The 23,686-nt window shown below is 61.3% G+C and carries 27 protein-coding genes; 12 read left to right on the top strand and 15 right to left on the bottom strand.

All coding sequences use genetic code 11. The features are described from left to right. Positions 1-51 precede the first annotated feature (51 nt). Both AAIL66_RS08810 and AAIL66_RS08805 read right to left on the bottom strand, forming a co-directional pair. Positions 52-927 carry an alpha/beta hydrolase gene (locus tag AAIL66_RS08810; RefSeq protein WP_343496511.1) on the bottom strand — a complete coding sequence of 292 codons (876 nt, stop codon included), beginning with the start codon at positions 925-927 and terminating at the stop codon, positions 52-54. A gap of 56 nt (positions 928-983) precedes the next feature. Further along, a complete protein-coding gene (locus tag AAIL66_RS08805) occupies positions 984-1,967 on the bottom strand; it encodes a proteasome-type protease (protein WP_034352787.1) in 984 nt (327 codons plus the stop codon). A gap of 273 nt (positions 1,968-2,240) precedes the next feature. Between AAIL66_RS08805 and AAIL66_RS08800 the strand changes: the two genes are divergently transcribed. Continuing rightward, positions 2,241-4,166 carry a methyl-accepting chemotaxis protein gene (locus AAIL66_RS08800; protein WP_343496510.1) on the top strand — a complete coding sequence of 642 codons (1,926 nt, stop codon included), beginning with the start codon at positions 2,241-2,243 and terminating at the stop codon, positions 4,164-4,166. Between the two features lie 62 nt (positions 4,167-4,228). Here the strand turns inward: AAIL66_RS08800 and mutS are convergent, their stop codons facing one another. Then, positions 4,229-6,820: a DNA mismatch repair protein MutS gene (gene mutS, locus AAIL66_RS08795; RefSeq protein ID WP_343496509.1), complete on the bottom strand. Its 2,592-nt coding sequence runs from the start codon at positions 6,818-6,820 to the stop codon at positions 4,229-4,231. 242 nt (positions 6,821-7,062) lie between these two features. Between mutS and AAIL66_RS08790 the strand changes: the two genes are divergently transcribed. Both AAIL66_RS08790 and AAIL66_RS08785 read left to right on the top strand, forming a co-directional pair. Next, positions 7,063-8,352 (top strand): integrase arm-type DNA-binding domain-containing protein, encoded by a 1,290-nt coding sequence (locus tag AAIL66_RS08790; protein WP_343496508.1) that lies wholly within the window; start codon positions 7,063-7,065, stop codon positions 8,350-8,352. A gap of 48 nt (positions 8,353-8,400) precedes the next feature. Then, complete coding sequence (locus AAIL66_RS08785) at positions 8,401-9,264, top strand: hypothetical protein (RefSeq protein WP_343496507.1); 864 nt, start codon at positions 8,401-8,403, stop codon at positions 9,262-9,264. Between the two features lie 86 nt (positions 9,265-9,350). Here AAIL66_RS08785 and AAIL66_RS08780 read toward each other — a convergent pair whose 3' ends face one another. From AAIL66_RS08780 to AAIL66_RS08730, 11 genes are read right to left on the bottom strand one after another with little or no spacing between them, the layout of a single operon-like run. Next, the gene (locus tag AAIL66_RS08780) at positions 9,351-9,608 is read right to left on the bottom strand and encodes an AlpA family phage regulatory protein (RefSeq protein ID WP_343496506.1); all 258 of its coding nucleotides are present in this window, start codon (positions 9,606-9,608) and stop codon (positions 9,351-9,353) included. Between the two features lie 2 nt (positions 9,609-9,610). Beyond that, the gene (locus AAIL66_RS08775) at positions 9,611-10,135 is read right to left on the bottom strand and encodes a hypothetical protein (RefSeq protein ID WP_343496505.1); all 525 of its coding nucleotides are present in this window, start codon (positions 10,133-10,135) and stop codon (positions 9,611-9,613) included. Further along, a complete protein-coding gene (locus AAIL66_RS08770) occupies positions 10,132-10,374 on the bottom strand; it encodes a hypothetical protein (RefSeq protein ID WP_343496504.1) in 243 nt (80 codons plus the stop codon). Before AAIL66_RS08770 ends, AAIL66_RS08775 begins: the two co-directional genes overlap by 4 nt. Further along, a complete protein-coding gene (locus tag AAIL66_RS08765) occupies positions 10,371-12,764 on the bottom strand; it encodes a ParB/RepB/Spo0J family partition protein (RefSeq protein WP_343496503.1) in 2,394 nt (797 codons plus the stop codon). The genes AAIL66_RS08770 and AAIL66_RS08765 overlap by 4 nt, the downstream gene beginning before the upstream one ends. Beyond that, on the bottom strand, positions 12,757-12,960 hold the full coding sequence (locus AAIL66_RS08760; RefSeq protein ID WP_343496502.1) for a hypothetical protein: 204 nt from the start codon (positions 12,958-12,960) through the stop codon (positions 12,757-12,759). The genes AAIL66_RS08765 and AAIL66_RS08760 overlap by 8 nt, the downstream gene beginning before the upstream one ends. Beyond that, positions 12,957-13,217, bottom strand: a complete 261-nt coding sequence (locus AAIL66_RS08755; protein ID WP_343496501.1) for a hypothetical protein — start codon at positions 13,215-13,217, stop codon at positions 12,957-12,959. Before AAIL66_RS08755 ends, AAIL66_RS08760 begins: the two co-directional genes overlap by 4 nt. After that, positions 13,214-13,870, bottom strand: coding sequence for a hypothetical protein (locus tag AAIL66_RS08750; RefSeq protein WP_343496500.1), 657 nt, complete (start codon positions 13,868-13,870; stop codon positions 13,214-13,216). The genes AAIL66_RS08755 and AAIL66_RS08750 overlap by 4 nt, the downstream gene beginning before the upstream one ends. After that, positions 13,857-14,216, bottom strand: a complete 360-nt coding sequence (locus AAIL66_RS08745) for a hypothetical protein (protein WP_343496499.1) — start codon at positions 14,214-14,216, stop codon at positions 13,857-13,859. Before AAIL66_RS08745 ends, AAIL66_RS08750 begins: the two co-directional genes overlap by 14 nt. Beyond that, positions 14,216-14,365, bottom strand: a complete 150-nt coding sequence (locus tag AAIL66_RS08740) for a hypothetical protein (RefSeq protein WP_343496498.1) — start codon at positions 14,363-14,365, stop codon at positions 14,216-14,218. Before AAIL66_RS08740 ends, AAIL66_RS08745 begins: the two co-directional genes overlap by 1 nt. An 8-nt stretch (positions 14,366-14,373) precedes the next feature. Further along, on the bottom strand, positions 14,374-14,748 hold the full coding sequence (locus AAIL66_RS08735; RefSeq protein ID WP_343496497.1) for a hypothetical protein: 375 nt from the start codon (positions 14,746-14,748) through the stop codon (positions 14,374-14,376). After that, positions 14,745-14,882 carry a hypothetical protein gene (locus AAIL66_RS08730; protein ID WP_343496496.1) on the bottom strand — a complete coding sequence of 46 codons (138 nt, stop codon included), beginning with the start codon at positions 14,880-14,882 and terminating at the stop codon, positions 14,745-14,747. The genes AAIL66_RS08735 and AAIL66_RS08730 overlap by 4 nt, the downstream gene beginning before the upstream one ends. Before the next feature lie 493 nt (positions 14,883-15,375). On the opposite strand from AAIL66_RS08730, the gene AAIL66_RS08725 reads away from it, so the two are divergent. Next, the gene (locus AAIL66_RS08725; protein WP_343496495.1) at positions 15,376-15,903 is read left to right on the top strand and encodes a hypothetical protein; all 528 of its coding nucleotides are present in this window, start codon (positions 15,376-15,378) and stop codon (positions 15,901-15,903) included. A gap of 410 nt (positions 15,904-16,313) precedes the next feature. Here the strand turns inward: AAIL66_RS08725 and AAIL66_RS08720 are convergent, their stop codons facing one another. Continuing rightward, entirely contained in the window at positions 16,314-16,976 is a 663-nt protein-coding gene (locus AAIL66_RS08720) for a S24 family peptidase (RefSeq protein ID WP_003069262.1), read from the bottom strand. 67 nt (positions 16,977-17,043) lie between these two features. On the opposite strand from AAIL66_RS08720, the gene AAIL66_RS08715 reads away from it, so the two are divergent. The 8 genes from AAIL66_RS08715 (at position 17,044) to AAIL66_RS08680 (ending at position 23,681) form a co-directional block, all read left to right on the top strand. Then, positions 17,044-17,292: a hypothetical protein gene (locus tag AAIL66_RS08715; RefSeq protein WP_343496494.1), complete on the top strand. Its 249-nt coding sequence runs from the start codon at positions 17,044-17,046 to the stop codon at positions 17,290-17,292. Between the two features lie 199 nt (positions 17,293-17,491). After that, positions 17,492-17,977, top strand: coding sequence for a phage regulatory CII family protein (locus AAIL66_RS08710; RefSeq protein WP_343496493.1), 486 nt, complete (start codon positions 17,492-17,494; stop codon positions 17,975-17,977). Further along, on the top strand, positions 17,974-18,279 hold the full coding sequence (locus AAIL66_RS08705) for a hypothetical protein (RefSeq protein ID WP_034409427.1): 306 nt from the start codon (positions 17,974-17,976) through the stop codon (positions 18,277-18,279). The genes AAIL66_RS08710 and AAIL66_RS08705 overlap by 4 nt, the downstream gene beginning before the upstream one ends. An 80-nt stretch (positions 18,280-18,359) precedes the next feature. Next, a complete protein-coding gene (locus AAIL66_RS08700; RefSeq protein WP_343496492.1) occupies positions 18,360-21,089 on the top strand; it encodes a VapE domain-containing protein in 2,730 nt (909 codons plus the stop codon). Between the two features lie 481 nt (positions 21,090-21,570). After that, positions 21,571-21,810 (top strand): hypothetical protein, encoded by a 240-nt coding sequence (locus tag AAIL66_RS08695; protein ID WP_343496491.1) that lies wholly within the window; start codon positions 21,571-21,573, stop codon positions 21,808-21,810. Positions 21,811-21,812: 2 nt separating this feature from the next. Beyond that, a complete protein-coding gene (locus AAIL66_RS08690) occupies positions 21,813-22,238 on the top strand; it encodes a hypothetical protein (RefSeq protein ID WP_343496490.1) in 426 nt (141 codons plus the stop codon). A 347-nt stretch (positions 22,239-22,585) separates the two neighbouring features. Beyond that, positions 22,586-22,960, top strand: coding sequence for an HNH endonuclease signature motif containing protein (locus tag AAIL66_RS08685; protein ID WP_343496489.1), 375 nt, complete (start codon positions 22,586-22,588; stop codon positions 22,958-22,960). A gap of 259 nt (positions 22,961-23,219) precedes the next feature. Continuing rightward, entirely contained in the window at positions 23,220-23,681 is a 462-nt protein-coding gene (locus AAIL66_RS08680; RefSeq protein ID WP_343496488.1) for a P27 family phage terminase small subunit, read from the top strand. Positions 23,682-23,686 lie beyond the last annotated feature (5 nt).

The raw sequence follows: 23,686 nt of genomic DNA, 5'->3' as shown, positions 1-23,686 counted from the left end.
TTCAGGTTGTTTTGATACTGAAATCGTTAGCTGAAAAGCGCAAGATGCTACTTATTTATGAGTGCTGCCAGCAGATTTCTGCAAAATGGTCTGCTCCATATTGAGCAGCGAAGCCTCGATGGCGGCAGCCGTGGCCTCGGGCCGCTCCATGGGAAACAGATGGCCGCCGTCCAGCATGGTGATGCGCCCGCGGGTGATGCGCTGCGTCATCTCCATGCCCACCTGGCGCATCTCCACCGACGAGCGACCGCCGATGAAGGCCACCGGGCAGCGCACCGGGTGACGCCTGAGCTGGTTGTTGAGATTGCTGGGCAGGGTGTTGTAGATGGCGGTTTCCACCTCGCGCCTGAACAGCAGGCTGCGCTTGCCCTGGTCGTCCTCCAGGCCGTGCTGCACATAGTCCTGCAGCACCTGCGGATGCCACTGGGCAAAGGCCTTCTTGCCGCGGAAATACTCCAGCGCCTCTTCGTTGCTGGCCCAGGTGGTGCGTCGGCGCTGGCTGATCTTGCCGGGGGAGACCGAGGCCACGATCTGCGTCTGCTTGGCCAGGCCCACGGCGTTCGCCTTCCAGCCGCCCAGCAGGGGCGAGTCGATGAGCAGCACGCCGCGCGCCAGATCGGGGCGTTTGGAGGCGGCCTGGAAACTCAGAATGCCGCCCAACGAGTGGCCCACCAGATAGACCGACTGGCCGTGTCGCTCGACCTGCTGCTCGATGTATTCGATCAGCTCGTCCACCAGATGCGGCCAGTGGTTGGTGACGGGATGCAGAGGGTCGTGGCCGAAGCGCTGCACGCCGCCGGCTTCGATGCCGCGCTGGCGCAGCAGAGAAAACAGCAGGCGATAGGTGCCGATGGGAAAGCTGTTGGCGTGCGCGAAGACCACGGGCAGGGTGTTGGGCTTGCCGGTTGTTGCAGTGGGCTGGGACATGAGAGGCGGGCTGGATATGAAAAACGCCCCAAAGGGGCGTCGGAGCGTCGATCAGTTTAGCGCCTTGAAAGGCCTGCCTGTCTTTGCATGCGCGCCTGCTCCTCTGCCGTCTGCAGGCGCTGGTATTCATCGGCCATGCTCAGGCCAGCCTGAGCCGGCACCACGGGCTGGCGCAGCGCGGCGGGCGGAATATTGCCTGCACCCAGTCCATGGGCCGAGCGTGATGCAGCAGGTGCTCCCACTTTAACCAGAGGATGGGCGCGCGGGCTGTGGATGCGAATCGGCGTGTCGGTCTGGCCGCCGTCCCAGGCCGGATCGTCGATGCTGTCGAAGACATGGCGCAGGCGCTCGCCCCAGCTGTCGTGCAGCATGCGCAGATAGGGGTTGTCGGCGTCCAGGCAGACAATGCGGTCCGTGGCGAAGCGGTTGTTCTCGTAGACGATCAGATCCAGCGGCAGGCCCACCGAGAGGTTGGACTTGAGCGTGCTGTCCATGGACACCAGCGCGCACTTGGCGGCTTCGTCCAGCGGGGTCTCGGAAGTGATGACGCGGTCCAGCACGGGCTTGCCGTACTTGGATTCGCCGATCTGGAAATAGGGCGTCTCGCCCGTGGCCTCGATGAAGTTGCCCGCCGAATAGACCTGGAACAGGCGCATGCGCTCGCCCTGGATCTGGCCGCCAAAAATCATGGAGACATTGAAGTCCACCCCGGCGCGCTGCAGCGCCGTGGCTTCGCGCTCATGCACATGGCGCACGGCCGCGCCCAGCACGCGCGCGGCATCGAACATGCTGCGCACATTCCAGATGGTCAGCATCTCGTCCGTGGTCGTGTCGTGCAGCTGAAAGCTCTCCAGCAGCTCGCGCACCGACTGGGTGATGGACAGATTGCCGGCCGATTGCAGCACCATGAAGCGCTCGCCCGGTTGCTCATACAGCATGACTTTGCGGAAGGTGCTGATCTGGTCGAGTCCGGCATTGGTGCGGGAGTCGGACAGAAACACCAGGCCGGCGTTGAGCTTGAGGGCGACGCAGTATGTCATGGCTGATAGAGACAATAATGAAAAACGTATGAACACCAGATGCAGCAAGCGTCGAGTGCTTCTGAATGTATAGCTGTAAACGCAGGCTGCAACGCGATTTTAGAAGGGTTTTAATAGTGCCGTTGGCGGCCCTGTAACTGTTGCCAATGCCCTGCCCAGGCACGGCTGTGGGGCCGGGCTGAGGAAGTCCCTGAGATGCAGCGCCTGTATGCGTGAGAAGATGCCGCCCCTTGATCGAACACTTGCTTACAGCTGGTTAGAAGAGGGAATCCCATGCACGCATTTCGCAACCTGTCGATACGGACCAAGCTCATGTCCAGCATGGTGAGCTGCCTGCTGCTGTTCGTGGCGATTTCCACGGCGCTGGGTTTTGTGCTGACGGGCGCCAGCCTGCGCGAGCGTGTGGTTGGTCAGGAGCTGCCGGCCGTGGTGGGGGAGATCCGCAACGACATACTGCGCCAGATCGGTACGCCGCTGGCCATGGCCAGGTCGGTCGCCGGCAACAGCTTTGTGCTGGACTGGGAAGCCGCGGGCGAGCCCGAGGATGGCAATGCCGCGTGGGCCAGATACGCCCAGGCCGTCAAGCAGCAGGCCGGGGCCTCATCGGTGTTCTGGGTGTCGGGAACCACGGGCCAGTATTTCGGTGAGCAGGGGCCGATGCGCAAGCTGGCGCCCAAGGGCCAGGGTGACCAATGGTTCTATGAGCTGCTGGCCGGGGACAAGTCGCAGGTGCTGGAAATCGACAAGGACGTGAGCTCCAACGCCTATATGCTCTTCATCAATGTCCGCTTCGATGCGGGCCAGGGCAGACAAGGCATTGCGGGCCTGGGCCTGTCGGTGGATGAGCTGGCGCAGGCCGTGCGCGCCTACCAGGTGGGCGAGTCCGGTTCGGTCTCCCTGGTGCGCGGCAACGGCAGCATTCTCGTGCACCGCGACCCGGTGCTGGTGGATGGCAAGCACTGGCTCAAGGACCGGCCCGGCTTCAGCGCCGAGCTCAGCGCTGCGCTGCTGAACCGCGAGCGCTTTGCCCATGCCATGTACGAGGCGCCGTCGGGCCGCCAGCTGATCGCTTCCTCCTATGTGCCCGAGCTGGATCTGTACGTGATTGCCGAGCTGCCCGAGGCCCAGGTGCTCGGCGGCGTGCGGCGAACCATTGCGCTGACCTCTGCCGTGGCCGGCCTGGTGGGCGGCGGCATAGGTCTGCTGGTGATCTGGCTGGTGAGCCGGGCGATTGCCGCACCCGTGGGGCGCGCGGCGCGCATGCTGGAGGAGATTGCCGACGGCCATGGCGATCTGAGCCGTCGCATGCCGGTGGAGAGCAATGACGAGGTGGGGGCGCTGGCCTCGGCCTTCAACCGCTTTGTCTCGTCGCTGGAGCGCATGGTTGGGGCTGTGCGCCAGGCCGCCGATTCGATTTCCGTGGCCAGCTCCGAGGTGGCCCAGGGCAACCAGGACCTGAGTCAGCGCACCGAACAGGCGGCCAGCGCCTTGCAGCAGACGGCGGCATCGCTGTCGGTGCTGACGGACAGCGTGCAGGCCAATACTGAGGCCACGCGCAGTGCGGGTGAGCTGGCGCAGTCGGCGCGCGGCGTGGCCGAGCGTGGCGGAACAGCTTTCCAGCAAGTGGTGGTGACCATGGAGGGCATCAACCACTCGTCGCGCAAGATTGCCGACATCATCGGCGTGATCGACTCCATCGCCTTCCAGACCAATATCCTGGCGCTGAACGCAGCCGTGGAGGCTGCGCGTGCCGGCGAGCAGGGCCGTGGCTTTTCCGTGGTGGCGGCCGAGGTGCGCAGCCTGGCCCAGCGCTCGGCCGAAGCTGCCAAGGAAGTGCGCCAGCTCATCACCGACTCCGTGACCCAGGTGGGCAGCGGATCGCAGCAGGTGGAGCATGCGGGCGCCACCATGCAGGAGCTGCTGGACGCCGTGGCCAGGGTGACGCGGATCATCGAGGAGATCAGCGATGCTTCGCAGACCCAGGGGCGCGGCATTGCCGAGATCAACCAGTCCGTGGCCGGGCTGGACGATGCCACGCAGCAGAACTCAGCGCTGGTCGAGCAGTCGGCCGCTGCAGCGACCAGCCTGCGCGAGCAGGCTGCACGCCTGATAGGCGAGGTGTCTGCCTTCAAGCTGGGCGAAGTACCGCAGCGCAGCCTGTCCGTGCAGGAGCGGCAGCCGCAACTGCTGGAGGCCTGAACGCAAGCCGGGCCTGAAGAGATCAGGCCCGGGCTTGAGTCCGCAAGGCTTGGAACGTGTTCCTAGGCGGCGCTGGTGCTCAGTTTCTTGAGCTGGTAGAGCACTTCCAGCGCTTCGCGCGGGCTCAGCGCATCGGGGTTGACGTCGGCCATGGCCTGGTCCAGCGGGCTGGGCGCGGCGCTAGCGTCCACCAGCTCCGGCGCATCGAACAGATTGACCTGCAGCTCGTTCTCGCCGGCCTGGGATTCGAGTGCCTCCAGCGCATGGCGCGCATGGTTGAGAACGCCAGCGGGCATGCCGGCCAGCTTGGCGACCTGGATACCGTAGCTGCGACTGGCGGGGCCGGCCTGAATCTCATGCAGAAACACGATGTCGCTGCCCGACTCCGCTGCGCTGACATGCACGTTGACGGCGGCCTTGGCCTTGGCGGGCAGCTCGGTCAGCTCGAAGTAGTGCGTGGCAAACAGCGTGAACGCCTTGGTCTTGTCATGCAGCTGGCTGGCAATGCCGCTGGCCAGGGCCAGTCCGTCGAAGGTGCTGGTGCCGCGACCGATCTCGTCCATAAGCACCAGGGAGTGGGGCGTGGCCGAATGCAGAATCTGCGCGGCCTCGGTCATCTCCATCATGAAGGTGGACTGGGCATTGGCCAGATCGTCGGCGGCGCCGATACGCGTGTGGATGGCATCGATGGGCCCCAGGCGGCAGGCGCTGGCGGGCACATAGCTGCCCATGCTGGCCAGCAGCACGATCAAGGCCACCTGGCGCATATAGGTCGATTTGCCGCCCATGTTCGGGCCGGTGATGATCTGCATGCGCGTGTTGAGATTCATGCGCGTGTGGTTGGCGATGAAGCTGCCGCTGGAGGTCTCTGCCATGCGTGCCTCCACCACGGGGTGGCGACCGGCCTCGATCTCTATGCAGGGCTGGCTGACGAACTGCGGCTTGGCCCAGTTCAGCGTCAGCGAGCGCTCGGCCAGCGTGCACAGAACGTCCAGTGCGGCAATCGCCTGGGCCACGCGCGTGAGCTGGGGCACATGGGGCTGAAGCTGGTCGAGCAGTTGCTCGAACAGGAACTTCTCGCGCTGCAGCGCTCGCTCCTGGGCCGACAAGGCCTTGTCCTCGAAAGCCTTGAGCTCGGGCGTGATGTAACGCTCGGCGTTCTTGAGCGTCTGGCGGCGGCGAAAACGCTCGGGTACCGCATCCTTGTAGCTGTTGGTGACCTCGATATAGAAGCCATGCACCTTGTTGAACTGCACGCGCAGGTTGGGAATGCCAGTGAGCAGCTTTTCCTTGGCTTCCAGCTCCAGCAGAAACTCGTCGCAGTTGTTCTGGATGGCGCGCAGCTCGTCGAGTTCGGCGTCAAAGCCTGTGGCGATCACGCCGCCGTCCCGCACCAGCGCTGCGGGCTCTTCATGAATAGCGCGCGCCAGCAGCTCGGCACAGCCTTCGGGCGGAATCAGGTCGCTGAAGATCTGCGTCAGATAGGCCGACGGAGCCTGTCCGGACTGTGCCAGCAGCTTCGCTTTTTCCAGTGTTTTGGACAGGCCCACCAGCTCGCGCGGGCGCACCTGGCGCAGGGCGATGCGGGCGGTAATGCGCTCCACATCGCTCACGCCCTTGAGCTCGGCGCGCAGGGCTTGCCAGGGGGCCATGCCCGCGCCCGTGCCGCGCAGCACGCCAATCGCTTCCAGGCGTTGCATGGCGGCCTTGCGATTGCGTTCTGGCTCCAGCAGCCAGGTCTTGAGCAGGCGGCTGCCCATGCCGGTCATGCAGCTGTCCAGCAGCGAAAACAGCGTGGGCGTATCTTCGCCGCGTAGCGTCTTGACCAGCTCCAGATTGCGGCGTGTGGCCAGCGGCAGGGCAATCAGCTCGTCGTCACGCTGCACCTGGATGGCGTGGATATGGGTGAGATTGCGGCCCTGGGTATGTTCGGCATAGGACAGCAGGGCGGCACCGGCACCATGGGCCAGCGGCAGACCCTCGGCCTCCCAGGCCTTGAGGCTGGCCGCGCCCAGCAGCTCCAGCAGCTTGCGCGCGCCCAGACCCGAGTCAAACTGCCAGTCAGGGCGGGGTGACAGAGGGCAGCTGATGGCGCCGCTGTGCTTGACGGCAAACAGGGCTTGCTCGAAGCGCTCGGTGACTCCGGCGCTGTAGATCACTTCACTGGGCGCGATGCGCGACAGCCAGGCGCCCAGTTCATCGGCCGCGCATTCGGCCATGTGAATGCGGCCCTGGGTCATGGCCATCCAGGCCAGTCCCACGCGCTGGCGGCCGGCGGTGTGCAGGGCCAGCAGAATGGCTTCGCTCTTGTCGGAGAGCAGCTCGCTGTCCGTCAGTGTGCCGGGCGTGACCACGCGCACGACCTTGCGCTCCACCGGACCCTTGCCCACGCCGATTTCGCCGACCTGCTCGCAGATCGCCACCGACTCGCCCATCTTGATCAGGCGGCCCAGATAGTTTTCCAGGGCGTGGAAAGGTACGCCGGCCATGGGAATGGGCTGGCCTGCGGTCTGGCCGCGCGTGGTCAGCGTGATGTCCAGCAGGCGCGTGACTTTTTCGGCATCGCCAAAGAACAGCTCGTAAAAGTCACCCATGCGGTAGAAAACCAGCGTGTCGGTGTGGTCGGCTTTGAGCTTGAAGTACTGCTGCATCATAGGTGTATGTGCAGAGATATCGCCGCCGCTAAGTGCTTGATTTATCCAGGATTCACTCATAACAATTAATTAAATCAATCACTTAGTATGGTTTGCTGTTTTTATTTACAGTATGTCTGTGTCATGCCAAAACCCATCTAAACTTCGCACTTTGGCGTAGGTTTTTGGCGTTGATCTTTATGAATCTACGCCGAGCTGGTTGGGGTCCTCTCGGGAAACCTACGCCAATCAGGAACTGCGGCATGGGGTTCGATGCGAAGAAGGCCAAGGCTCTGGCGGCTGGGGAGCACATTATTGTCGATGATGCTCCTGGCCTGCGACTTGTGGCTACTGCCACGCGCAAGACTTGGACATACAGATATAAAAGCCCCATCGATGGGCGCATGCGCCAGGTGGCCATGGGGCAATGGCCTGGCATGACCTACGCTGCAGCGCTGGGTGTATGGGATGAATTGCGCACCAGGCGTGATGCAGGCGAAGACCTGGCCAAGGAAAAGAAGCGTGCCGGCGCAGTGGCCAAGGCCAAGGCGCATCTCAAAGGGGCGCAGGGTATCTATACCGTCGAGCGCCTTATCGAGGACTATCTGCAGGGCCATGTGGAGCGGCACCGAAAGCTCAAGGGGCAGAAGGAGACACGGCGCCTGATGTTGGGCTACAGCGATTTTCTGCTGCCCATGAAGCCAGAGGATGTGAAGCGCACGCACGCGTTTGCATTGCTGGAGAAGGTCGGTGCGAGCACGCCTGTCCTGGCCAACAATTTGCGCACGGAGCTGGGGGCTGCCTGGGACTATGCCCTCGATGCTGGCCGGATCTCTGAAGAGACCCCTAATTGGTGGCGGCTGATACTCAAGGGAAAGCTGCGCAGCCGGGGGAAGATCGTCGATGGCGAGCACCAGGGGGTAAACCTCCGTGCGCTTCAAGGCGCTGAGGTTGTGGCGCTGATTCGGTTCTTGCCCAACTTGTCCAGCCTGCTGGATGATCTTTTTACGTTGTACCTGTGGACGGGATGCCGTGGTTCCGAGCTGGTGCAGATGATGGGCCAGGAGGTCACTCAAGAAGCAGATGGCTGGTGGTGGACCATTCCGCGTGGCAAGCTCAAGATGGCTCGCAATGACTTGGCAACTGACCTACGAGTGCCATTGGTGGGGCGTGCCCTGGTGCTGGTGCGCCGGCGCATTGCGGCATATGGGGCTGGCCATCTCTTCCCTTCGCAGCCTGGTTCGGCTCTGCCTCATGTCGAGCAGAAAGTGCTAGGTGTTGCCGCGTGGTGCAGTCGGCCGGGAACCAGCGGCCGATTGGGTGCCAACGGGAAGATGAAGCTGGATATTGAGCCGTGGGCGCCGCATGACCTGCGCCGCACGGTCCGAACGACGCTCGCAATGCTGGGGTGCCCAGACGGCGTGGCCGAAGCGGTACTTGGGCACTTGCCCAGCGGCATTGTGGGTGTCTACAACCGTCACACGTATGACAAAGAGCGGCGAGAGTGGCTAACCAGGCTGTCTCAGCATTGGGAAGAACTTGTCCTGCAATGATGTTTATGGCTAGATGGTACTGTTTGAGCCTATTAAGAAGAGGGAGCCATGACTGAACAAGCGGAGTGCACTAGCAGAAACATACCACTGCCAATTCAGAGGGAGATCCGTCAGCGCTGCGGATTTGGCTGCGTTATTTGTGGTTTACCCCTTTATGAATACGAACACATGGAGGAGTGGGCGCAAGTCAAGCGTCACGTGGCTGATGAAATTACGCTTCTATGCGACCAGCACCATCGTGAAAAGACTGGAGGATTGATGCCCAAAGAAGTCGTCCGCCAAGCTAATGCAGCACCTTTTAATCTGCGCGAAGGCGTTTCAAAGCCATACAACCTTCATTTCTCAGGCAAGCGGGCGGAGGTGGTTATTGGTGGTAATAGCTTCACTTGTGAGGATAAAGGATACGGAACTGTGATGGTTCCATTAAGCATTGACGGAGTCGCCTTGGTTGGCCTCGTTCTTACCGATGGGCATTTGCTGTTGAACTTTGTCGCTTTCGACGAGTTCAATGTCCCTGTCCTACACATCAAAAACAATCAGTTGTTTTACGCAATGAGTCCATGGGATGTTCAGCTGGTTGGTACTACCCTGACTTTGCGTGAGGCGCACCGGAAGATTCTTCTGGAGATTGAGTTTGCCCCACCAAACAAGGTAATTATTAAACGTGGTCGATTCCTAAGGAACGGTGTAGAGGTTCTTGTTAGGCCAGAAAACATACTCGTGACAAACAATAATTTTTATATCAGTGATTGCCATGCTCATAACTGTCACGGGGGGCTAATGCTCGGACACCACGAGAGACCAATGGGTGGGTTTATGGCGATTGAAGGAGTGCCACGTTACCTTGGTGACAAAAAAGCTGCGCTGGATTTTGAGAGGGAATGTAAGGAGAGAGAGCTGGTGGCGAAGTGAGGCGGGCTGAATTGTTGGAGATGCCTGCCCACGCCCACTCGTGTTTCATTCCATCGTGCACACGATGGCTCAGTTCGGTTAGTGGGCTAGGGGATTGCTCTGCGTGGCTTCTTCGCTCCAGTGTTATCCGGCGGCAGCAGGTCGGACAGTGGCAGTCCAGCCAGCCAGGCGTCGAGTTCTGAGCGCAGCCAGGCCACGCGTCGGCGTCCAGGGAAGCGACGGGCTTTCGGCGCTGTGCCGTCTTGGACCATTTGTTCAAACATGGTGATGCCTACGGAGCAGTAGGCAGCAGCCATTTCTTTGTCCAGTGCTGCGGGAGTGCAGTTGAATGCGATGGTGGCCATGGTTAAGCTCGCTTTCTTTGTTCTTGTTTGTGGGGTGTCAGGGTGGTCATGCTGTTGTCTGCCTGGTAGACATCGCCGCCGGCGGACTTGGTGCGGGCCACTAGGCGCTGTGCAGCTAGGTGCACTTCGCGTGCGGTGAGCTGCTGCAACTGGTACTCGTGCAGATCTAGCATCGAGCCCAGTGCATCCAGCTCATGGAAGTGGATATCGCTGGGCACCCAGTTCTCGGCATAGCCGCTGCGCTCCTGGTAGGAGGCGCAGGCCTGGAGTGCGGCCGTGATGTGCTCCTGCAGGCCGCGCACCACGCCGATCTGCTCTATCTCTTGTGCAATCAGCATGCTGGAATGCAGAACCGCGTATTCGTTGTGGGTGGCCACGCCTTCGCGCATGTGTGCAAAGGCTGTGCGCAGTGAGCCCATGGTCTCGGCAACCTCGGCAGGCTTGAGCTTGCTGTTGTGCTGGTTGAGGACCATGCGCGGGTCACGAACATGACGCGGACCGGATTGAAAGAAGTGCTTGCGTCTCATGCTCTTGCTCCCATCACGAGGCTGCGGAAAATTCCCTGCAAGGCGGTTGCGGGCAGGCCGCTTTGGCTGCTGATTGGGGTCTTCCATTCAGTCGGAGCCGGGCCTCTGTTGTAGTCACTGAGGCAGGCAATACAGTACCCTTGCAGGTGCTTCTTTCTCGAAGAAGTGCGGCGGTAGAACTCCGTGGTGTTCGGCCAGGACTCACGGCATTTGGTGCAGATTTTTTCGTCGCTGGTCATGCCTGCACCTCGGGGGTGATGAGTTCCAACATGTCTGTTTTGAATTCCACGATGACAGGGCTGCATCGGGGCGCACGATAGATGCTTGCGATCACGCTGTCTGCTCCTGTTTTGACGGTCACAGTGCCTTCGTAGTCAATCCAAGGCTTCTGCTTCTTGCCTGTGGCGTTGGCGAGCACACGCACGCGCTCACCCAGCAGCTCGTCGGCAGTCCATACCTTGAGTGCAGCCCCTGTCTTCGCGTCTGCGTTGCCTTGGCCACCGTCCGCGGCCGCAGCCTGCGCATCAGCAGGCTGCTGTGCGTCATCGTCCGGGTAGGGGAAGTCGTCCTCGATCTCGGAGGAGGGCGGCAGACCATGAGCCGCCCTTGCGGCTACAGGGGCTGCTTTGTCGCCTTGCGCTTTAGCGCCTGATATGGGTGCCTGGGCGACAGCCACAGGCGCCCCATCGTTGCCCTGCGCGGCTGCGGCCGCGCCTGATCCTTCCAACTCTTGCAACGCCTCAGCGATCTGGGCAGACGCATGCGCAGCGCTGGTTTTCGGCTTTTCGCTGGCCTGCGCAGCGGGCTTCTTGCCTTTTTGGGCCTTGCCTTGCCCGCCATCACCGCCAGCGCGCGCAGCGGGGTGTTGGGGTAGATCGGCCTTCGGGGCGGCAGTTTGAGGGGTGGCAGCGGCCTTTCGGGCGGCTTCGGCCGCGCGCATATTGGCTTGGGCCTTGGCCTTTGCAGCCTCCACGTCAACACCGCAGGCCTCGGCCATGGCCAGCAGCTCGGTGTTGGTGTTGGGCTTGTAGCTGTCTGTGTCGTAGTCGTAGCGGTTCCAAAAACCACGGTCGTGCAGGGCGATGATGCAGCCGGTCAGCAGTTCGGGATTGCTCCAGTCGTCGGCGGCCTGCTTGATCGCTTCCTTGGGCACGACCTTGCCCAGATCCAGCAGCTTGCACAGCAGCTTGGAGTCGTCGCCGTTGAGCTGGCCTGCCAGACGCTGGGCAGCCAAGCGAATGCCGGCCTTGGACATTGGCGTGAGGGAGGCTTGGTGGGCTTGCTCTTCCTGTTGAAGGCGCTTCACGACAGACTGCAGAACATCGAGGCGCCAGGCGCGCTCGTAGTTTTCCTTCGCCTGGGTCGTGGCTTCCTTTTCCTCGCGCTCGGCGCGCTGCAGCGCTTCTGTGGCCAGCTTCTCCTCGGCCTCTGCGTGGCCGGCCATCTGCAGCAGCTGCTGGGCCTGCTCGGAGGTCACGCAGGGTATGAGTTCCTTGGGGTTGTTGGGGTTCGTGATCATGGTGGGCTTGATGCCCGATTGCTCCATGATCTTGGCGCCGATGGCCTTGCGCAGCGTCTTGCCCTCGATGGGGCAGTCCCGCTGGCTATCCAGACGCTTGTAGCCAGGCACGCCGCTGAAGTCGCTGTAGTAGGTGCCAATCAACTGCTTGGCTTCCTTCTCGTCCAGAACTTCGCAGCCGCGCTCCTGGGCCTGTTTGCGGAGCTGGTCGGCGTGGGCTTGCTCCTTGTTGCGGTAGCAAGGCGGGTTTGTGCACACGTCTGCACTCTTGTTTTCCTCCTCCTGCTCGGCTGCGGCGCCGGTGCGATGGGGGCAGGTAACGCAGGCGCCGGCAGTGGGGCAGAGATCCGCATCCTTTCGGCTGAACGGTGCCTTGCGCAAGTCCAGCATGTAGTTGGACTTGACGTGCTCCTGCACTTCTCGGGCGCTGGGCTTCTCGCCCCAGTGGGTTCTGGATCTGGAATTGGTGGCCCACTCCAGGGCCTCGCGCTGCAGGTCGAAGGTGGCAATGCGGGCAATGGGTAGAGCGCAGCTGTAATCCAACTCCCCCTGGCGCATGGCCTCGCGGCCCTCGGGGCACAGGTCAAGGATCTTCAGACGGGCATAGATATAGCCGCGGCTCTTCTTGATCTTTTCTGCGACCTCATCGGCATTCATGCCGCTTTCTTTCATCAGAGCCTGATAGCCCTCGGCTTCCTCAAGCGCTGTCACATCCTCGCGCTGCAGGTTCTCGATGATTTGCGCTTCAAGGGCTTGGGCGTCCGTCATTTCGCGGATCATTGCCGGGATGTACTCCAGGCCGGCCATCTGGGTTCCGCGCCAGCGTCGCTCGCCGCACACCAGCTCATACTGGGCGGGCTCACGCCCCTCCAGCCTGGCCTGGGCAAGCTCTTCTTGAATGCGTGATTCAGGCAGGGGGCGCACAAGAATGGGCTGGTGCACCCCGGTTGCCTTGATGCTCTCGGCCAGTTCGGTGAGTTTGAAGGGGCAGAAGAACTTGCGAGGGTTGGTCTTGCTGGCGATGATGCTCAGCACCCGCAGGTGCTGCATGGCCTCGCCGCCACCGGGCGTGGGCATGGCCAGGGTGACGGTATCTTGGGTATCAGTCATGGCTTGTGTGCTCCTCGCATCGGGTGGCTGCTATCTGTTCGTCATCCGTGAGTTCCAGTCGATCCACGGGGAAACCATCTCGTATCCAGCGGCCGACATACTTGCTGGCATCCTTGTCCTGACTTGGCGTGCCTGTGACGGCAAAGCCCTGAAGGCAGCCGCAGGGGCGACGGGCCACGTACACAGTGCGTGTCATGCTGCCTCCTGGGTGAAGTCAATTACTTGATCGTTCAAGCGGTCTACGCAGCGTGGGCTGAAGTCGTTGATCCCTGATTTGGAGACGATCCATATGCCGTCCCATCCTGCGAAGGTGATCCAGCGCTTGGTGCCGGGGCACTTTGTGACGCGTAGGCGGTCGCCGGGCTTCAAGACTCGTTTTGCGTTCTTGATGGCGAGGTCAGACAGACGGCGGTTTTCTGCCAGTTGCTCTGGGGTGAGCTTCGACGTGGTCATGCTGCCTCCTGAGCTTTGACGAGCTTGGCCAGGAGCGCATAGGCCTGCTTGTGCAGGTGTGTGATGCTGTGGTTGTTGACCAGCTGGTGATCGGGTTTGAATTCGGCGCCGGTGGTTTCGGTGCTGTGTGCATCTGGCTTGGGATCAAAGCCGGGTCGGGTGATCTGCCAGAGGCTGGCGCCCAGTTCACGCAGCAGGTCGGCCTCGATGCCCTTGCGTACATCAGTCACTACAAAGCGCTGCTGGCCTTCACTGTGAGCCTTGACGAATCGCGTAGTGAGCGCATCGACCACGTAGTAAGGATCATCAGCGCAGCGGTACTCAGTGCCCCACCATTGCGTGATCTGGCGCGGGCTGCGGGGTGTTCGCAGGTCGTCGGCGCCGCGACGACCGGGGTGGCTCCAGACGCGGTGGACGAAAGCAGCATCCATGCAGCGGCCAAGGGCCAGCGCAGACATGGGGTGATCCTTCGTCTCGCGCTGTTCCAGCAGCTTGACCGACAAGTCAAAGGCGCGGCCGACTTCATTGCGGATCGTGTCGGCAAAGGCCAGCTTTGCGAAGCCATGGTGTTCAACCAGGTAGTCGCCTACGGTGTCCTTGCCTACTTCGGCGGGGCCGGTCAGGGCAACGATAACGGGGTCAAGCGTGGGCATGTGCTGCCTCCTTGGGTGTGGTTGCGTGGGCCTGCGTGTCGCGGCCGTGGACTTGGATGCGGGTGGACATGCCCAGCGTGGTGCGCAGCTCGGCGATGGGTGCCCAGACCGTGACGCGCATGCCTTTCTTCAAGGCGCGGGCTGCACGGTCGGCATCGCCACGCATTGCGGCTGGGTAGACCTGCTCTGCCCGCACGGGGGCGGTGGAGCGGCCGTCTGTCTGCATGACCAGGCAGAGCACGGGCATGGCGGTGTTGTCGTCGCCCATGGGGCGAGTGCGAACCTCGGCGTCCTGCAGCAGCACGCCGCTCAGTTCGATCTGGGTGTCGGTCAATGCGTTGGGCATCAAATGACTCCCGCGTCAATCGCCACGCGCAGTGCAGTCAAGGTCAGGGCCGCTGCACAGAATGCCGCCCAGCGGATATAGGCCTGCCGGGTACGTTTGAGCATGCGGGGTGTGGGTTCCCCGTCCAGTTGAATGATTGGTGCGCTCATGTCCGCCCTCAAAATGGATAGGGGTTGCTCTCTTCGATCAACTCGCGGACAAAGCCGGTGTACTGCTTTGCGCGGTCGTAGCTGTCGTAGGCGCAGTGGTTGATGGCCTCGTGTGCGTCGTCCTCGATGCGGTGCCGCAGTCGCTCGCAGGCCAGACGGCACATCGCGTCCAGATCCAGGCAGGGGCGTGGTACAGCAGTTAGCGGCGCGATCAACCGGAAGACCTGGGTATCGCTCCCAGCGGGAAGATCGACGGTCATGCGGACGGTCACTTCGGGCAGTTGACGAGGGCGCAGCGCGACATCGACGGCTTGGATGTACTTCATGTCCTCCAGACCCAGCACGCGCAGCAGGGCCTTGTTGGTGTTGTGGATGGTCTTCACGCTGCGGCCCTCCGTGCGCTGATGGGATGGGCGTTGCCGAAGCGAACCATTGCGCGGTCGATTGCGGCACAGCTGCTGGTGGCAAGGGTGGTGCGGCGCTTGCCGCCACAGGTGACGATGTAGCGGGTCAGCATTTGCCCTCCTGGCGCCTTTTTGCACGCAGCTCGTGTAGTTCTCGAGCCTTTTGAACAGCGGCGTTTACACCGATGTGAAGGAGTCCGCCGTACTGAATTGCTTTGTCTTCGTCGGTTCGTGCGCATTCGGTTAGTGCAAATTCACCGTCGAGGATGGCGTTCGATACTTTGCTGTTCTTGAGCTTCGACCAGTGCGCGCGCAAGACCTCGGCTGATGCTCGGTTTTCAGCTGCGATCAAGATCCAGATATCGCATCGCGCGAGAGCCGACATAAAGGGGAACCCGTTCAATGGATGCTTGCTAGTGCACGCGTGTGCACTCTGTATTCGGGGTGCTGTGCACACGTGTGCACAGGCTTGTGTGGTGCTCATCCTCTGCTCCTTGGGCAAGAAAAAACCCGCCTGGTCGGGGCGGGCTGGTCCTGCTGAGCACATGCGGCACCACTCGGGGTGGCTGGTAGGATTGGCTAATCAATTAGCAGGGAGAGGGATCAATGAAATTCAGACGCTGTGTGTGCGCCTGCTTGCTGGCTATTACTTTGCCTGCAGTGGCCTCAGATATCACTTACCAAAAGAAGTTTGGCGATTGGCGCGCGGTGATCTCTACTCACCCAATGACTGATGAGCAGGTCTGTACTGTTTTGTATGAAAAGCCTGTCAAAGCCAGGAATGTCTACTACACAAGCAAGGATGCTTTCAAGCTCGACTTCAAGGGGCATGGCGGTATCACTGCGTTTCAATACCGGTTCGGGAAAGCCATTCCTAGCGAGATGGAGACGGTCCCTGACGCGGACAACAACGTAATCACTGTGCCGGTCTTTGTCGCCGAGGTTTTGGATATGCCCAACCTGCGAGTGACTGGTGGAACTGTGCTGCGTACAGGAATTTCACTCGACATCAGTCTCAGGGGGTTGAAGGAGGCCCGCAACAGCCTTGCTAAGCGCTGCTCCTGGTCTGATCTTCCACCGCTCAATGACGGCGCTCCGGACTGGGCTGCCTGGCAGGTCACACCCAAGAACTGACCGCGCCGTTTAGACACCAGGCCTGCAAGCAGCAGGCTTTTTTGCGCCTGAAGAAAAGGCCGCATAGCCCGTGGCAAGTAAGAAAGGGAGGGAGGAGAAGAACCACGGGCGCGGCACAAACCTAAGCGCTTTGGCCGGGGTGGCAAAACGCTTAGGTTTGCCCTGCACGGGGCAGGGCAAGGCACCAAGGGGTGCCGTATGTGCTCAGCAGGTTGTTAACGACCGGGGCTGGCCCGGTCGATGCCGTGGAGCCCATCGCATTGCTGCGACGGTTTGGAATGTACCGATATCGGTATGAAAGATCAATACCGAAATCGGTATGAATGCGACATTTATTTTGTGTGTCAGCATGTGCTTCGGTACAAAGGCAACAAAAAAGGGCCTTGCGGCCCTTGCTGGTGGTATTTGGATCAGAGTTTTGAACCTACCCAAATTGCTCTGCCCTGGATGAGGGTTTCAGCCTTGCCATCAATGATGATGTCTGGGTACTCGCTCTTGTCCGCGTTGTCCGAGACCGCGCGCCACTGGCCTCCAACAAGCTGGAATCGTTTCACTAGCATTTCTCCATCCCAAGAAAATGCATAGATTTGGCCTGCACGTGGTTCCCGGTCGGCGCGGTTTAGTAGCAGCACGGAGCCGTCGCGGATGGTCGGTTCCATGCTCATTCCCTTAACAGTGACAACGGCGGAATTTATGGGGCTGACTCCCGCTGATCGTAGAAAGTCTCTACGGAACTGGAGAAGGCCTAGCTCTGTCACTACATCAACCGGGCGGCCGTTGCCTGCGCCAACCTGGACGCTGAGGCGTGCCACGGGAACAAAGTCGTTCTCGCCTTCTTCGATGGGCTCATGGAGTAGTGAACCAGTACTGATCTGAAAGAAGTCAGCGAATTTTTGGATTGACTCCATGCGAACGCCTGTGTCACCCGCAATGATTCGAGCAAGCGTGCCCTGTCCGATTGCATAGCCTGCAGCCTTCATCTCATCACGCAGGCGTCCAATCGCTTTGCCTTTGATGAGCAAGGCCACGTTGTCCACAAGTGTCTGATTGGCTGGTTTGTTCATGTCAAACATTGTTTGACCTTGTTGTACCGATATCGGTATGGCATACTCATACCGAAATCGGTCTATGGGTTTATTAATGAACGTCCCAATCACTGAATATCTCCATCAAAAGCTGACCGAAGTCGGTACGGCTGGCTTTGAGCAGCTGGCCCTTGATACAGGGGTCAAGGTGAGCTTCATTCGCAAATTCTTCTATGGCGGTCGGCCAGATCCGCGCGTGAACACGATTCAGCCGCTGCTTGATCACTTCCATGCGCGTGATATGGCGCAAGTGGCTGAAGTCAACGGCCAGCAGTGTTCTTCGCAGGAGTCGGCCCATGGCTGACGGCCTGACTTTCACCCACCGCCCAGATCGGAGCTGTACAGCTGCCGGGCGTTTCGTCTCCTCGATCCATCAAGGCGCTGCACACGCGGGAAGGTGTGTGCGGCTTGCTGTGCTGCGGGTGGTGGGCTTTTTTATTCATGGGGGCAGTGTGCTTGCACATGGCTCCTGCAGCTATGGCGAATAAGTCCTGGGGGTGGATATGGAACTGAACGACGCATTGCGCCGCATGGCGCGCAACTACCCCGGCGGTTTGACTGTGCTGGCAGAGCGCATGAAAAAGCCGCACAGCACCCTGGACAAGGAAATTCGCGGTGCAGCGGGCTTCAAGCTGGGCCTGCAGGACGCTCAGGAGGCCATGGAGTTTTGCCACGACGTGGGGGCGCCTGGTGCGCTGGAGTTGTTGCAGCTGCAGGCTGCCCGCGTGGGCCAGATGCTGGTGCCGCTGCCCAGTGTGGAGCGCGGCCAGATGACGCTGGAAAGCCTGGCCAGGGTGATGCATGAATGCGCCGATCTGGTGGGCGTGGTGACCAAGGCCCGCGCTGACGGCGTGCTTTGCGACAACGAGCTGCGCGAATGCTATGCCGCCTGGGCCTGCGTGCTGGCTGCAGGGCATGTGCTGATGGAAGATCTGAAAGCCCAGAACGCAGATACCACGGCGCGCTGGGGCAAGGGTGGTGTGCGATGAGGCCCGCAGGAGAAATCAGCCTGGCCATCGAGCAGGCCGTGGAGCAGCTCTGGACGCCTGAGCGCAGCCCGACCCTGGCAGAGATTGCCGCCCATTTGATGGCTTCGGCACCCGTGGCCTTCAACGCCATCCGCAACACGGTCCCAAAGATGAAGCGCTATGGCCGCCTTGTGATTTGTGGGCAGCGCAAGGTGCCTAGACGCAATCGACCGGCAGCCGAGTACGCGCTGCCACATCAAGTTCATGCCGCCAATGAGGCGGATTTCGTCGGCCTCTCGCAGGCCATGCAGCTCTGGGGGTAAGGGATGGTTTTGGTGCACGTCGCTGGTGTTAGGGACGCCGGCGTGTCGATGTTCTATCAGGGGTGGCAAGGGGGTGTTGCATGAACCAGCACCGTGAATCTTTGCCGCCCATTCAATTCGGTCCGCTGCGTGAAGCGCTGCTGGCCGATGCAGAGAATCTGGTGCCGCGCTGGCTGCCTGGTGGGCAGTTTGACGGGCATGAGTACCGGTGCGCCGACTTGAGCGGTGGGCACGGGCATAGCTGCAGTGTCAATGTGAAAACCGGGAAGTGGGCCGACTTTGCGACTGGCGACCAGGGCAATGATCTGATTGGCTTGTATGCGGCCATTCACGACCTAAGCAATGCCAAGGCTGCCATTCAGGTGGCGCGTGAAGAAAAGCTGGAGAGTGTGGCCGGGCTGGTGAAGCAGGCCAGCGGGGCAGCAGTGGTGCCTGCTGCGAACCCGCGCCCAGCACCTGCGCCCAAGGCTGACAAGACCAGCCAAAAGGAAGAGTGGAGCACGCTGCGCCCTGTGCCTGAGAACGCACAGCAGCCGACCTTTGCCCACCATCATCGTCAACCTCAGGATCTGGAGCACAAGGCCGAGTACCGCGTTGGTGATGACCTGCATGGCTTTGTGATGCGTTACCGCACCAGCAATGACAGCAAGGATACGCTGCCCTATACCTTCTGCAGCAGTGCGCGGGATGGCTCGCGGTCTTGGAAGTGGAAAACATGGGACGAGCCGCGCCCGCTGTACTTCCCCAGTCATGCCCTGCCCGATGGCCGCACGGTCATTTTGGTTGAGGGGGAGCTGAAGGCGGATGTGCTGCAGCAGGTGCTGGATGCAGTGTCGCCCGGCATTTATTGCGTGGCCAGCTGGGCTGGTGGCAGCAAGGCGTGGAAGAAGGCAGGCTGGGACTGGCTGGCCGGGGGCACGGTGCTGCTGTGGCCTGACTGCGATGCCCAGCGTGAGCGCCTGACGCGCGATGAGCAAGCCAGTGTCAAAGATGACCCTGTAGCCAAGGAAGCGCTGCAGCTGACCAAGCCCCTGTTGCCTGCACACAAGCAGCCCGGCATGGGAGCGATGCTGGGCATCGGCGCGCATCTACAGGCTGACCATGGCTGCACGGTGCAACTGCTGCCCATTCCTGAGCCGGGCGCGAAGCCCAGCGGCTGGGACTGCAAGGACGCCATCAATGATGAAGGCTGGACGGGTGAGGATGTGCTGGCCTTCTTTGGCCGGGCGCAGCCTTTGCCGGTTGCGGATGCGACTGCAGACGCGCCCGCTCAGGCTGACGCCCCTGCGGCAGCGGGTGGCAGCGGTGGCAAGCCGCCAAAAAACGATGATCCCGTTGGCACGGGCGGCACTGATGATGACGATTTTGACGACGATATGGTCAAGATCGGCGGCTATCTGGTGCCGAGCTGGATGTCGTACTACTACGACAGCGAGAAGTCGCGCTGGAATGTCTCGCGCAAGTTTGTGATTCGCTGCCTGGAGCGCCTGCCGGATATCAAGGATGTGCTGGGCTTTGATGAGCTGCGCAATACGGTGCAGTGCCGCAAGGCCTGGCCCTGGCCCTATGCCAAGCCCGGCGAGATTCGCAATGCTGACTCTCTGCTGCTGGGCAAGTGGCTGACCGATACCTATGGGCTGCCGAGCATCAGCAAGGCCGCGCTGGAAGAGGGCATGTTGACGGTCGCGGCCACGCGCCGATATCACCCGATCAGGGACTATCTGACTGGCCTGAAGTGGGATGGCAAGCCTCGCGTGGATAACTGGCTGGTGCATGTGCTGGGCGAGAAGCCCGACACGATCAAGCCCGCGCTGTTTGAGTACCTGGGCCTGGTGGGCCGGTTCTGGCTGCTGGGCATGGTCTACCGCGTGATGGAGCCAGGCTGCAAGTTTGACTATTGCCCGGTGCTTGAGGGCAACGGGGGCCTGCGCAAGTCCACGCTGGTGGAGACGCTGGCCACCAGCGAATATTTCAGCGATACGCCGTTTGAAGTGGGCAAGGGCAAGGAAGCGCAGGAGCAGGTGCAAGGCCTGTGGCTGTATGAGATTGCCGAGCTGACCCATTTCAGCAAGTCAGAGGTGGGCGCGATCAAGGCCTTTATCTCGGCCAAGGTGGACCGCTACCGGGTGGCCTATGGCAGCACGGTGGAATCCTTCCCGCGCCAGTGCGTGCTGGTGGGCACCACCAATGAGGACACATACCTGCGCGACCGCACGGGCAACCGGCGCTTCTGGCCGATCCCGGTCAAGCGCCAGATCAATACCGAGTTCGTGGCCAAGTACCGCGAGCAGCTGTTGGCCGAGGCCTTTGCGCGCTATCTGCAGGGCGAGGCTTACTCGCCCTCGGGTGAGCAGGAGGAGCGCCTGTTCAAGCCGATGCAGGAGAGCCGCCTGGTGGAAACCGCCGTCGATGGCGAGCTGTTGTATGTGCTGACTCGGGTGCCCATGCAGAACGGTATCCAGAGCGTGGTCAATGAACTGGCCGACTTTGTGACCTTGCCGCAGTTGGTGCAGGCCTTGGGTGCAGACCCGGCCAAGGCGCCGCCTGGACTGCAGGGGCAGATCACCAGCTGGCTCAAGCATGAGGGCTGGGAGCGCAAGCGTAGCAGTGTGGCGCCGAGGCCTTGGGGCTATGTGCGCCCGAAGAACTGGCCGCCGCAAGAGCGTGTGGGTGGTTTGGATGAGCAGGCGCCAGCGATGGCTCCGGCCGCTGTCGTGGAAGAGGGCGTGACTTATGTTGCTCCGCCCCTGCCGGCTGACTTTGCGCCTGACCACGCCGTGGCATGGGACGGGGACGATGCGCCCTTCTGATTACCAATCTTTTCAATGGAGGGCAGCGCCTGAATCGCGCTGCACTGCCTACGTGGCTGGAGGCGTGATTCGCGTCCACGTAGTGGCTATGGCAATGGTGTGCCAGGCCTGCGGTGCAGTGGCGGGGATGGCCTGCTTTGGTGTGCCTATCGGTTGATGTCTGTCCATGTCCACGATGTCCATGCGTTTTGCATGGACCTCACCAGATACCCCTTCTCCTGATTTTCAGGGTTGAGGCTGCTGCATTGCCGAATGGTTGCGGTGTCCTGGTGTCTGCGAAGTTGGACTGGCGGGCGGGCACAGGCCGATGCGTTAGGGGTGCAGGTGCGCGTGCGCGTGGCTTGCAGGCGGGTTCTCTGAACTCTATATACAAAGGGTGGACAGAATGGACAAAGGGACAACAGATCAGAAAGTGAGCAGTCAGTGGTCAGAACATGAGCGTTGGTTGATCACACAGGGGCAGCACCGAATCAGGGCCAAGATGCCCGAGGTTTACAAGACGATCCTGCGCTACGCCGAGAAGGACAAGGCTGTGTGGGGCATCGTGCGCATGGGCCTGACTGGGCGGCCCGACTTCTTCTGGGCCTGCGAGGGTGGTGAAGTGGTTGGTGCTCCGTTCACGCGGTTTGCTCGGGCGGTTGAGGTCTCGCGTCTGATGGCACGTTTTGGTTGTGCACACGTGTGCATGATCGCCGGGCATGGTGATCTGGGGGGCTCCTGACCATGGCGCGGATTGAGCACATCAAGCGCCGCCTGGACAACTGGGCGCTGTGGCGGGCACGGCGTGACAACAATGGGCTAGGCTTCCCGTCGCAGAACATCCTGGCTGTTTGGGGTACCAGCGTTGAGCAGCCACAGAAGAACCGCGAGTCCGTCATGCCAGTGTTGCACCTGGAGGCCGAGGAGACGGACAAGGCGGTGGAGTCGTTGAAGGGCGGCAAGTCCCATCTGTATCAGACGCTGCACTGCATCTATGTCCTTGACCTGGGCGTGACGGGCACCGCCCGCCAGATAGGCCGCGCTCCGTCAACAGTGCATGCGCAGCTGGATGCTGCAGACCGTGCCATTGATGCCTGGTTCGTGGCCTTGGCCCAAGAGAAAGAGCGGAAACGGCCCCATGCGCAGCAGCAGGGGAGTTTTTCCACATAGAGAGTTGCAGTACATTTGCGGCAAGCTAGTGCTCAGTGCCCCTAACCGCTGAGTACTTGCCCAGGAACCCCGCCAGTTTGCGCTGTGCGGGGTTTTCTTTTGGGCGCGCTTGAGCCGGAATCCTCAAGCCCCAACAGCTCGCTGAGGTACGAGCAATAAAAACCAACTGGCACCACAGAGGTGGAGTAATGCCGGGCCTCCCCATTACCGCGATGCCTAGAGCGCTAGGGGCCGTGTGTCTGGGTGAACGACACAGCATTTGAGGTTGGCACTTGAATGCGAGACCACTCAACGGTTGCGCCATCAACGCTGGAGCCGTAACCAGCAAATATTCAGGAGACATCACCGTGCCATCAGCTGCCCCGCGCCCTTGCTCGCATCCTGGCTGTGGCGTGCTGGTCCGCGATGGCACGGGCCGATGTCCAAAGCATCCGAAGCAGTCCTGGTCGAAGAAGCCCGCCGCTGCCAAGCGCATAACGGGCAGGCCGCTGCAGCGTCTGCGCGCTGAGTTGTTTGCCCGCGAGCCGCTGTGCCGTGAGTGCGTCAAGCTGGGCCTCGTCAAGCTGGCCACTCAGCGTGATCACATCGTCTCTTTGGAAGAGGGCGGCCAGGACGTTGAGTCCAACGTGCAGCCCCTGTGCGATGAGCACCACGACACCAAGAGCAAGGCCGAGCGGACACGCGGCGTCAGGCGGGCGTGGGCCGGATATCGAGGCGAATGAGAGGGATTCTCATTTGTGAGACCGGGCAGGGGGAGGGGGGTGAAAAAAGTCCACCTTGACCCGACCGGAAACCGACCGCCCCGCCAAATTTTTGCGTGCGCAGGTTTCAGGGGGTGGGGGGGGGTAGCCGAGGAAGGAGGATTCAATGGCAAAACGTGGACCAGCTGCTAAGCCTGCAGAGCTGAAAGTGCTGGAAGGAAATCGGGGAAAGCGTCCGCTGGCCGTCAACCTGGACAGCACATTCCGTCCCGAGGCGGGCATGCCCAGTGTGCCCAAGGGCTTGAGCCCTGGTGCGCGCAAAGTCTGGAAGCGCTTGAGTGTCGAGCTGCTGCGCTACAACCTGATATCGGTTGTCTATTCCGACATCTTCGAGGAGCTGTGCGAGACGGTCTCGGATGTGAAAGAGCTGCGCCATTCGCTGCGTGCCAAGCAGAACCTCTTGCGGTCCCAGGGCAAAGACCCAATGGAAGCTTTCGAGGTGGTCAGCCCGAATGGGCTGCCGATGCAGCACCCCAGGTATCAGATCCTGAAGAGCGAGCGCCAGATGATGCTGTCGCTCCTGGCCAAGTTCGGCCTATCGCCTGCAGAGCAGGCCAATGTCACGACCGCGATTCGCGCGCAGCTGCAGCTGTTTGAAGGCGATGGCGGAAAAAATGAATCGAATCCTGCTGCGCCGCCAGCTGGTGGTGCGTCGCCGCGAGGGTTCAACGACTTCGATTGATTGCC

The organism is Comamonas sp. F1-6, from assembly GCF_039581415.1.
GTDB lineage: Bacteria > Pseudomonadota > Gammaproteobacteria > Burkholderiales > Burkholderiaceae_C > Comamonas > Comamonas thiooxydans.
Note: the sequence above shows the minus strand (reverse complement) of the source record. Positions and strands in the feature narration are given on the sequence as shown.

What these genes read in the sequence shown, in the direction of transcription:
- AAIL66_RS08810 (WP_343496511.1), bottom strand. Translation starts at nt 927, where the DNA reads ATGTCCCAGCCCACTGCAACAACCGGCAAGCCCAACACCCTGCCCGTG.
- AAIL66_RS08805 (WP_034352787.1), bottom strand. Translation starts at nt 1,967, where the DNA reads ATGACATACTGCGTCGCCCTCAAGCTCAACGCCGGCCTGGTGTTTCTG.
- AAIL66_RS08800 (WP_343496510.1), top strand. Translation starts at nt 2,241, where the DNA reads ATGCACGCATTTCGCAACCTGTCGATACGGACCAAGCTCATGTCCAGC.
- mutS (WP_343496509.1), bottom strand. Translation starts at nt 6,820, where the DNA reads ATGATGCAGCAGTACTTCAAGCTCAAAGCCGACCACACCGACACGCTG.
- AAIL66_RS08790 (WP_343496508.1), top strand. Translation starts at nt 7,063, where the DNA reads ATGGGGTTCGATGCGAAGAAGGCCAAGGCTCTGGCGGCTGGGGAGCAC.
- AAIL66_RS08785 (WP_343496507.1), top strand. Translation starts at nt 8,401, where the DNA reads ATGACTGAACAAGCGGAGTGCACTAGCAGAAACATACCACTGCCAATT.
- AAIL66_RS08780 (WP_343496506.1), bottom strand. Translation starts at nt 9,608, where the DNA reads ATGGCCACCATCGCATTCAACTGCACTCCCGCAGCACTGGACAAAGAA.
- AAIL66_RS08775 (WP_343496505.1), bottom strand. Translation starts at nt 10,135, where the DNA reads ATGAGACGCAAGCACTTCTTTCAATCCGGTCCGCGTCATGTTCGTGAC.
- AAIL66_RS08770 (WP_343496504.1), bottom strand. Translation starts at nt 10,374, where the DNA reads ATGACCAGCGACGAAAAAATCTGCACCAAATGCCGTGAGTCCTGGCCG.
- AAIL66_RS08765 (WP_343496503.1), bottom strand. Translation starts at nt 12,764, where the DNA reads ATGACTGATACCCAAGATACCGTCACCCTGGCCATGCCCACGCCCGGT.
- AAIL66_RS08760 (WP_343496502.1), bottom strand. Translation starts at nt 12,960, where the DNA reads ATGACACGCACTGTGTACGTGGCCCGTCGCCCCTGCGGCTGCCTTCAG.
- AAIL66_RS08755 (WP_343496501.1), bottom strand. Translation starts at nt 13,217, where the DNA reads ATGACCACGTCGAAGCTCACCCCAGAGCAACTGGCAGAAAACCGCCGT.
- AAIL66_RS08750 (WP_343496500.1), bottom strand. Translation starts at nt 13,870, where the DNA reads ATGCCCACGCTTGACCCCGTTATCGTTGCCCTGACCGGCCCCGCCGAA.
- AAIL66_RS08745 (WP_343496499.1), bottom strand. Translation starts at nt 14,216, where the DNA reads ATGCCCAACGCATTGACCGACACCCAGATCGAACTGAGCGGCGTGCTG.
- AAIL66_RS08740 (WP_343496498.1), bottom strand. Translation starts at nt 14,365, where the DNA reads ATGAGCGCACCAATCATTCAACTGGACGGGGAACCCACACCCCGCATG.
- AAIL66_RS08730 (WP_343496496.1), bottom strand. Translation starts at nt 14,882, where the DNA reads ATGCTGACCCGCTACATCGTCACCTGTGGCGGCAAGCGCCGCACCACC.
- AAIL66_RS08725 (WP_343496495.1), top strand. Translation starts at nt 15,376, where the DNA reads ATGAAATTCAGACGCTGTGTGTGCGCCTGCTTGCTGGCTATTACTTTG.
- AAIL66_RS08720 (WP_003069262.1), bottom strand. Translation starts at nt 16,976, where the DNA reads ATGTTTGACATGAACAAACCAGCCAATCAGACACTTGTGGACAACGTG.
- AAIL66_RS08715 (WP_343496494.1), top strand. Translation starts at nt 17,044, where the DNA reads ATGAACGTCCCAATCACTGAATATCTCCATCAAAAGCTGACCGAAGTC.
- AAIL66_RS08710 (WP_343496493.1), top strand. Translation starts at nt 17,492, where the DNA reads ATGGAACTGAACGACGCATTGCGCCGCATGGCGCGCAACTACCCCGGC.
- AAIL66_RS08705 (WP_034409427.1), top strand. Translation starts at nt 17,974, where the DNA reads ATGAGGCCCGCAGGAGAAATCAGCCTGGCCATCGAGCAGGCCGTGGAG.
- AAIL66_RS08700 (WP_343496492.1), top strand. Translation starts at nt 18,360, where the DNA reads ATGAACCAGCACCGTGAATCTTTGCCGCCCATTCAATTCGGTCCGCTG.
- AAIL66_RS08695 (WP_343496491.1), top strand. Translation starts at nt 21,571, where the DNA reads ATGCCCGAGGTTTACAAGACGATCCTGCGCTACGCCGAGAAGGACAAG.
- AAIL66_RS08690 (WP_343496490.1), top strand. Translation starts at nt 21,813, where the DNA reads ATGGCGCGGATTGAGCACATCAAGCGCCGCCTGGACAACTGGGCGCTG.
- AAIL66_RS08680 (WP_343496488.1), top strand. Translation starts at nt 23,220, where the DNA reads ATGCCCAGTGTGCCCAAGGGCTTGAGCCCTGGTGCGCGCAAAGTCTGG.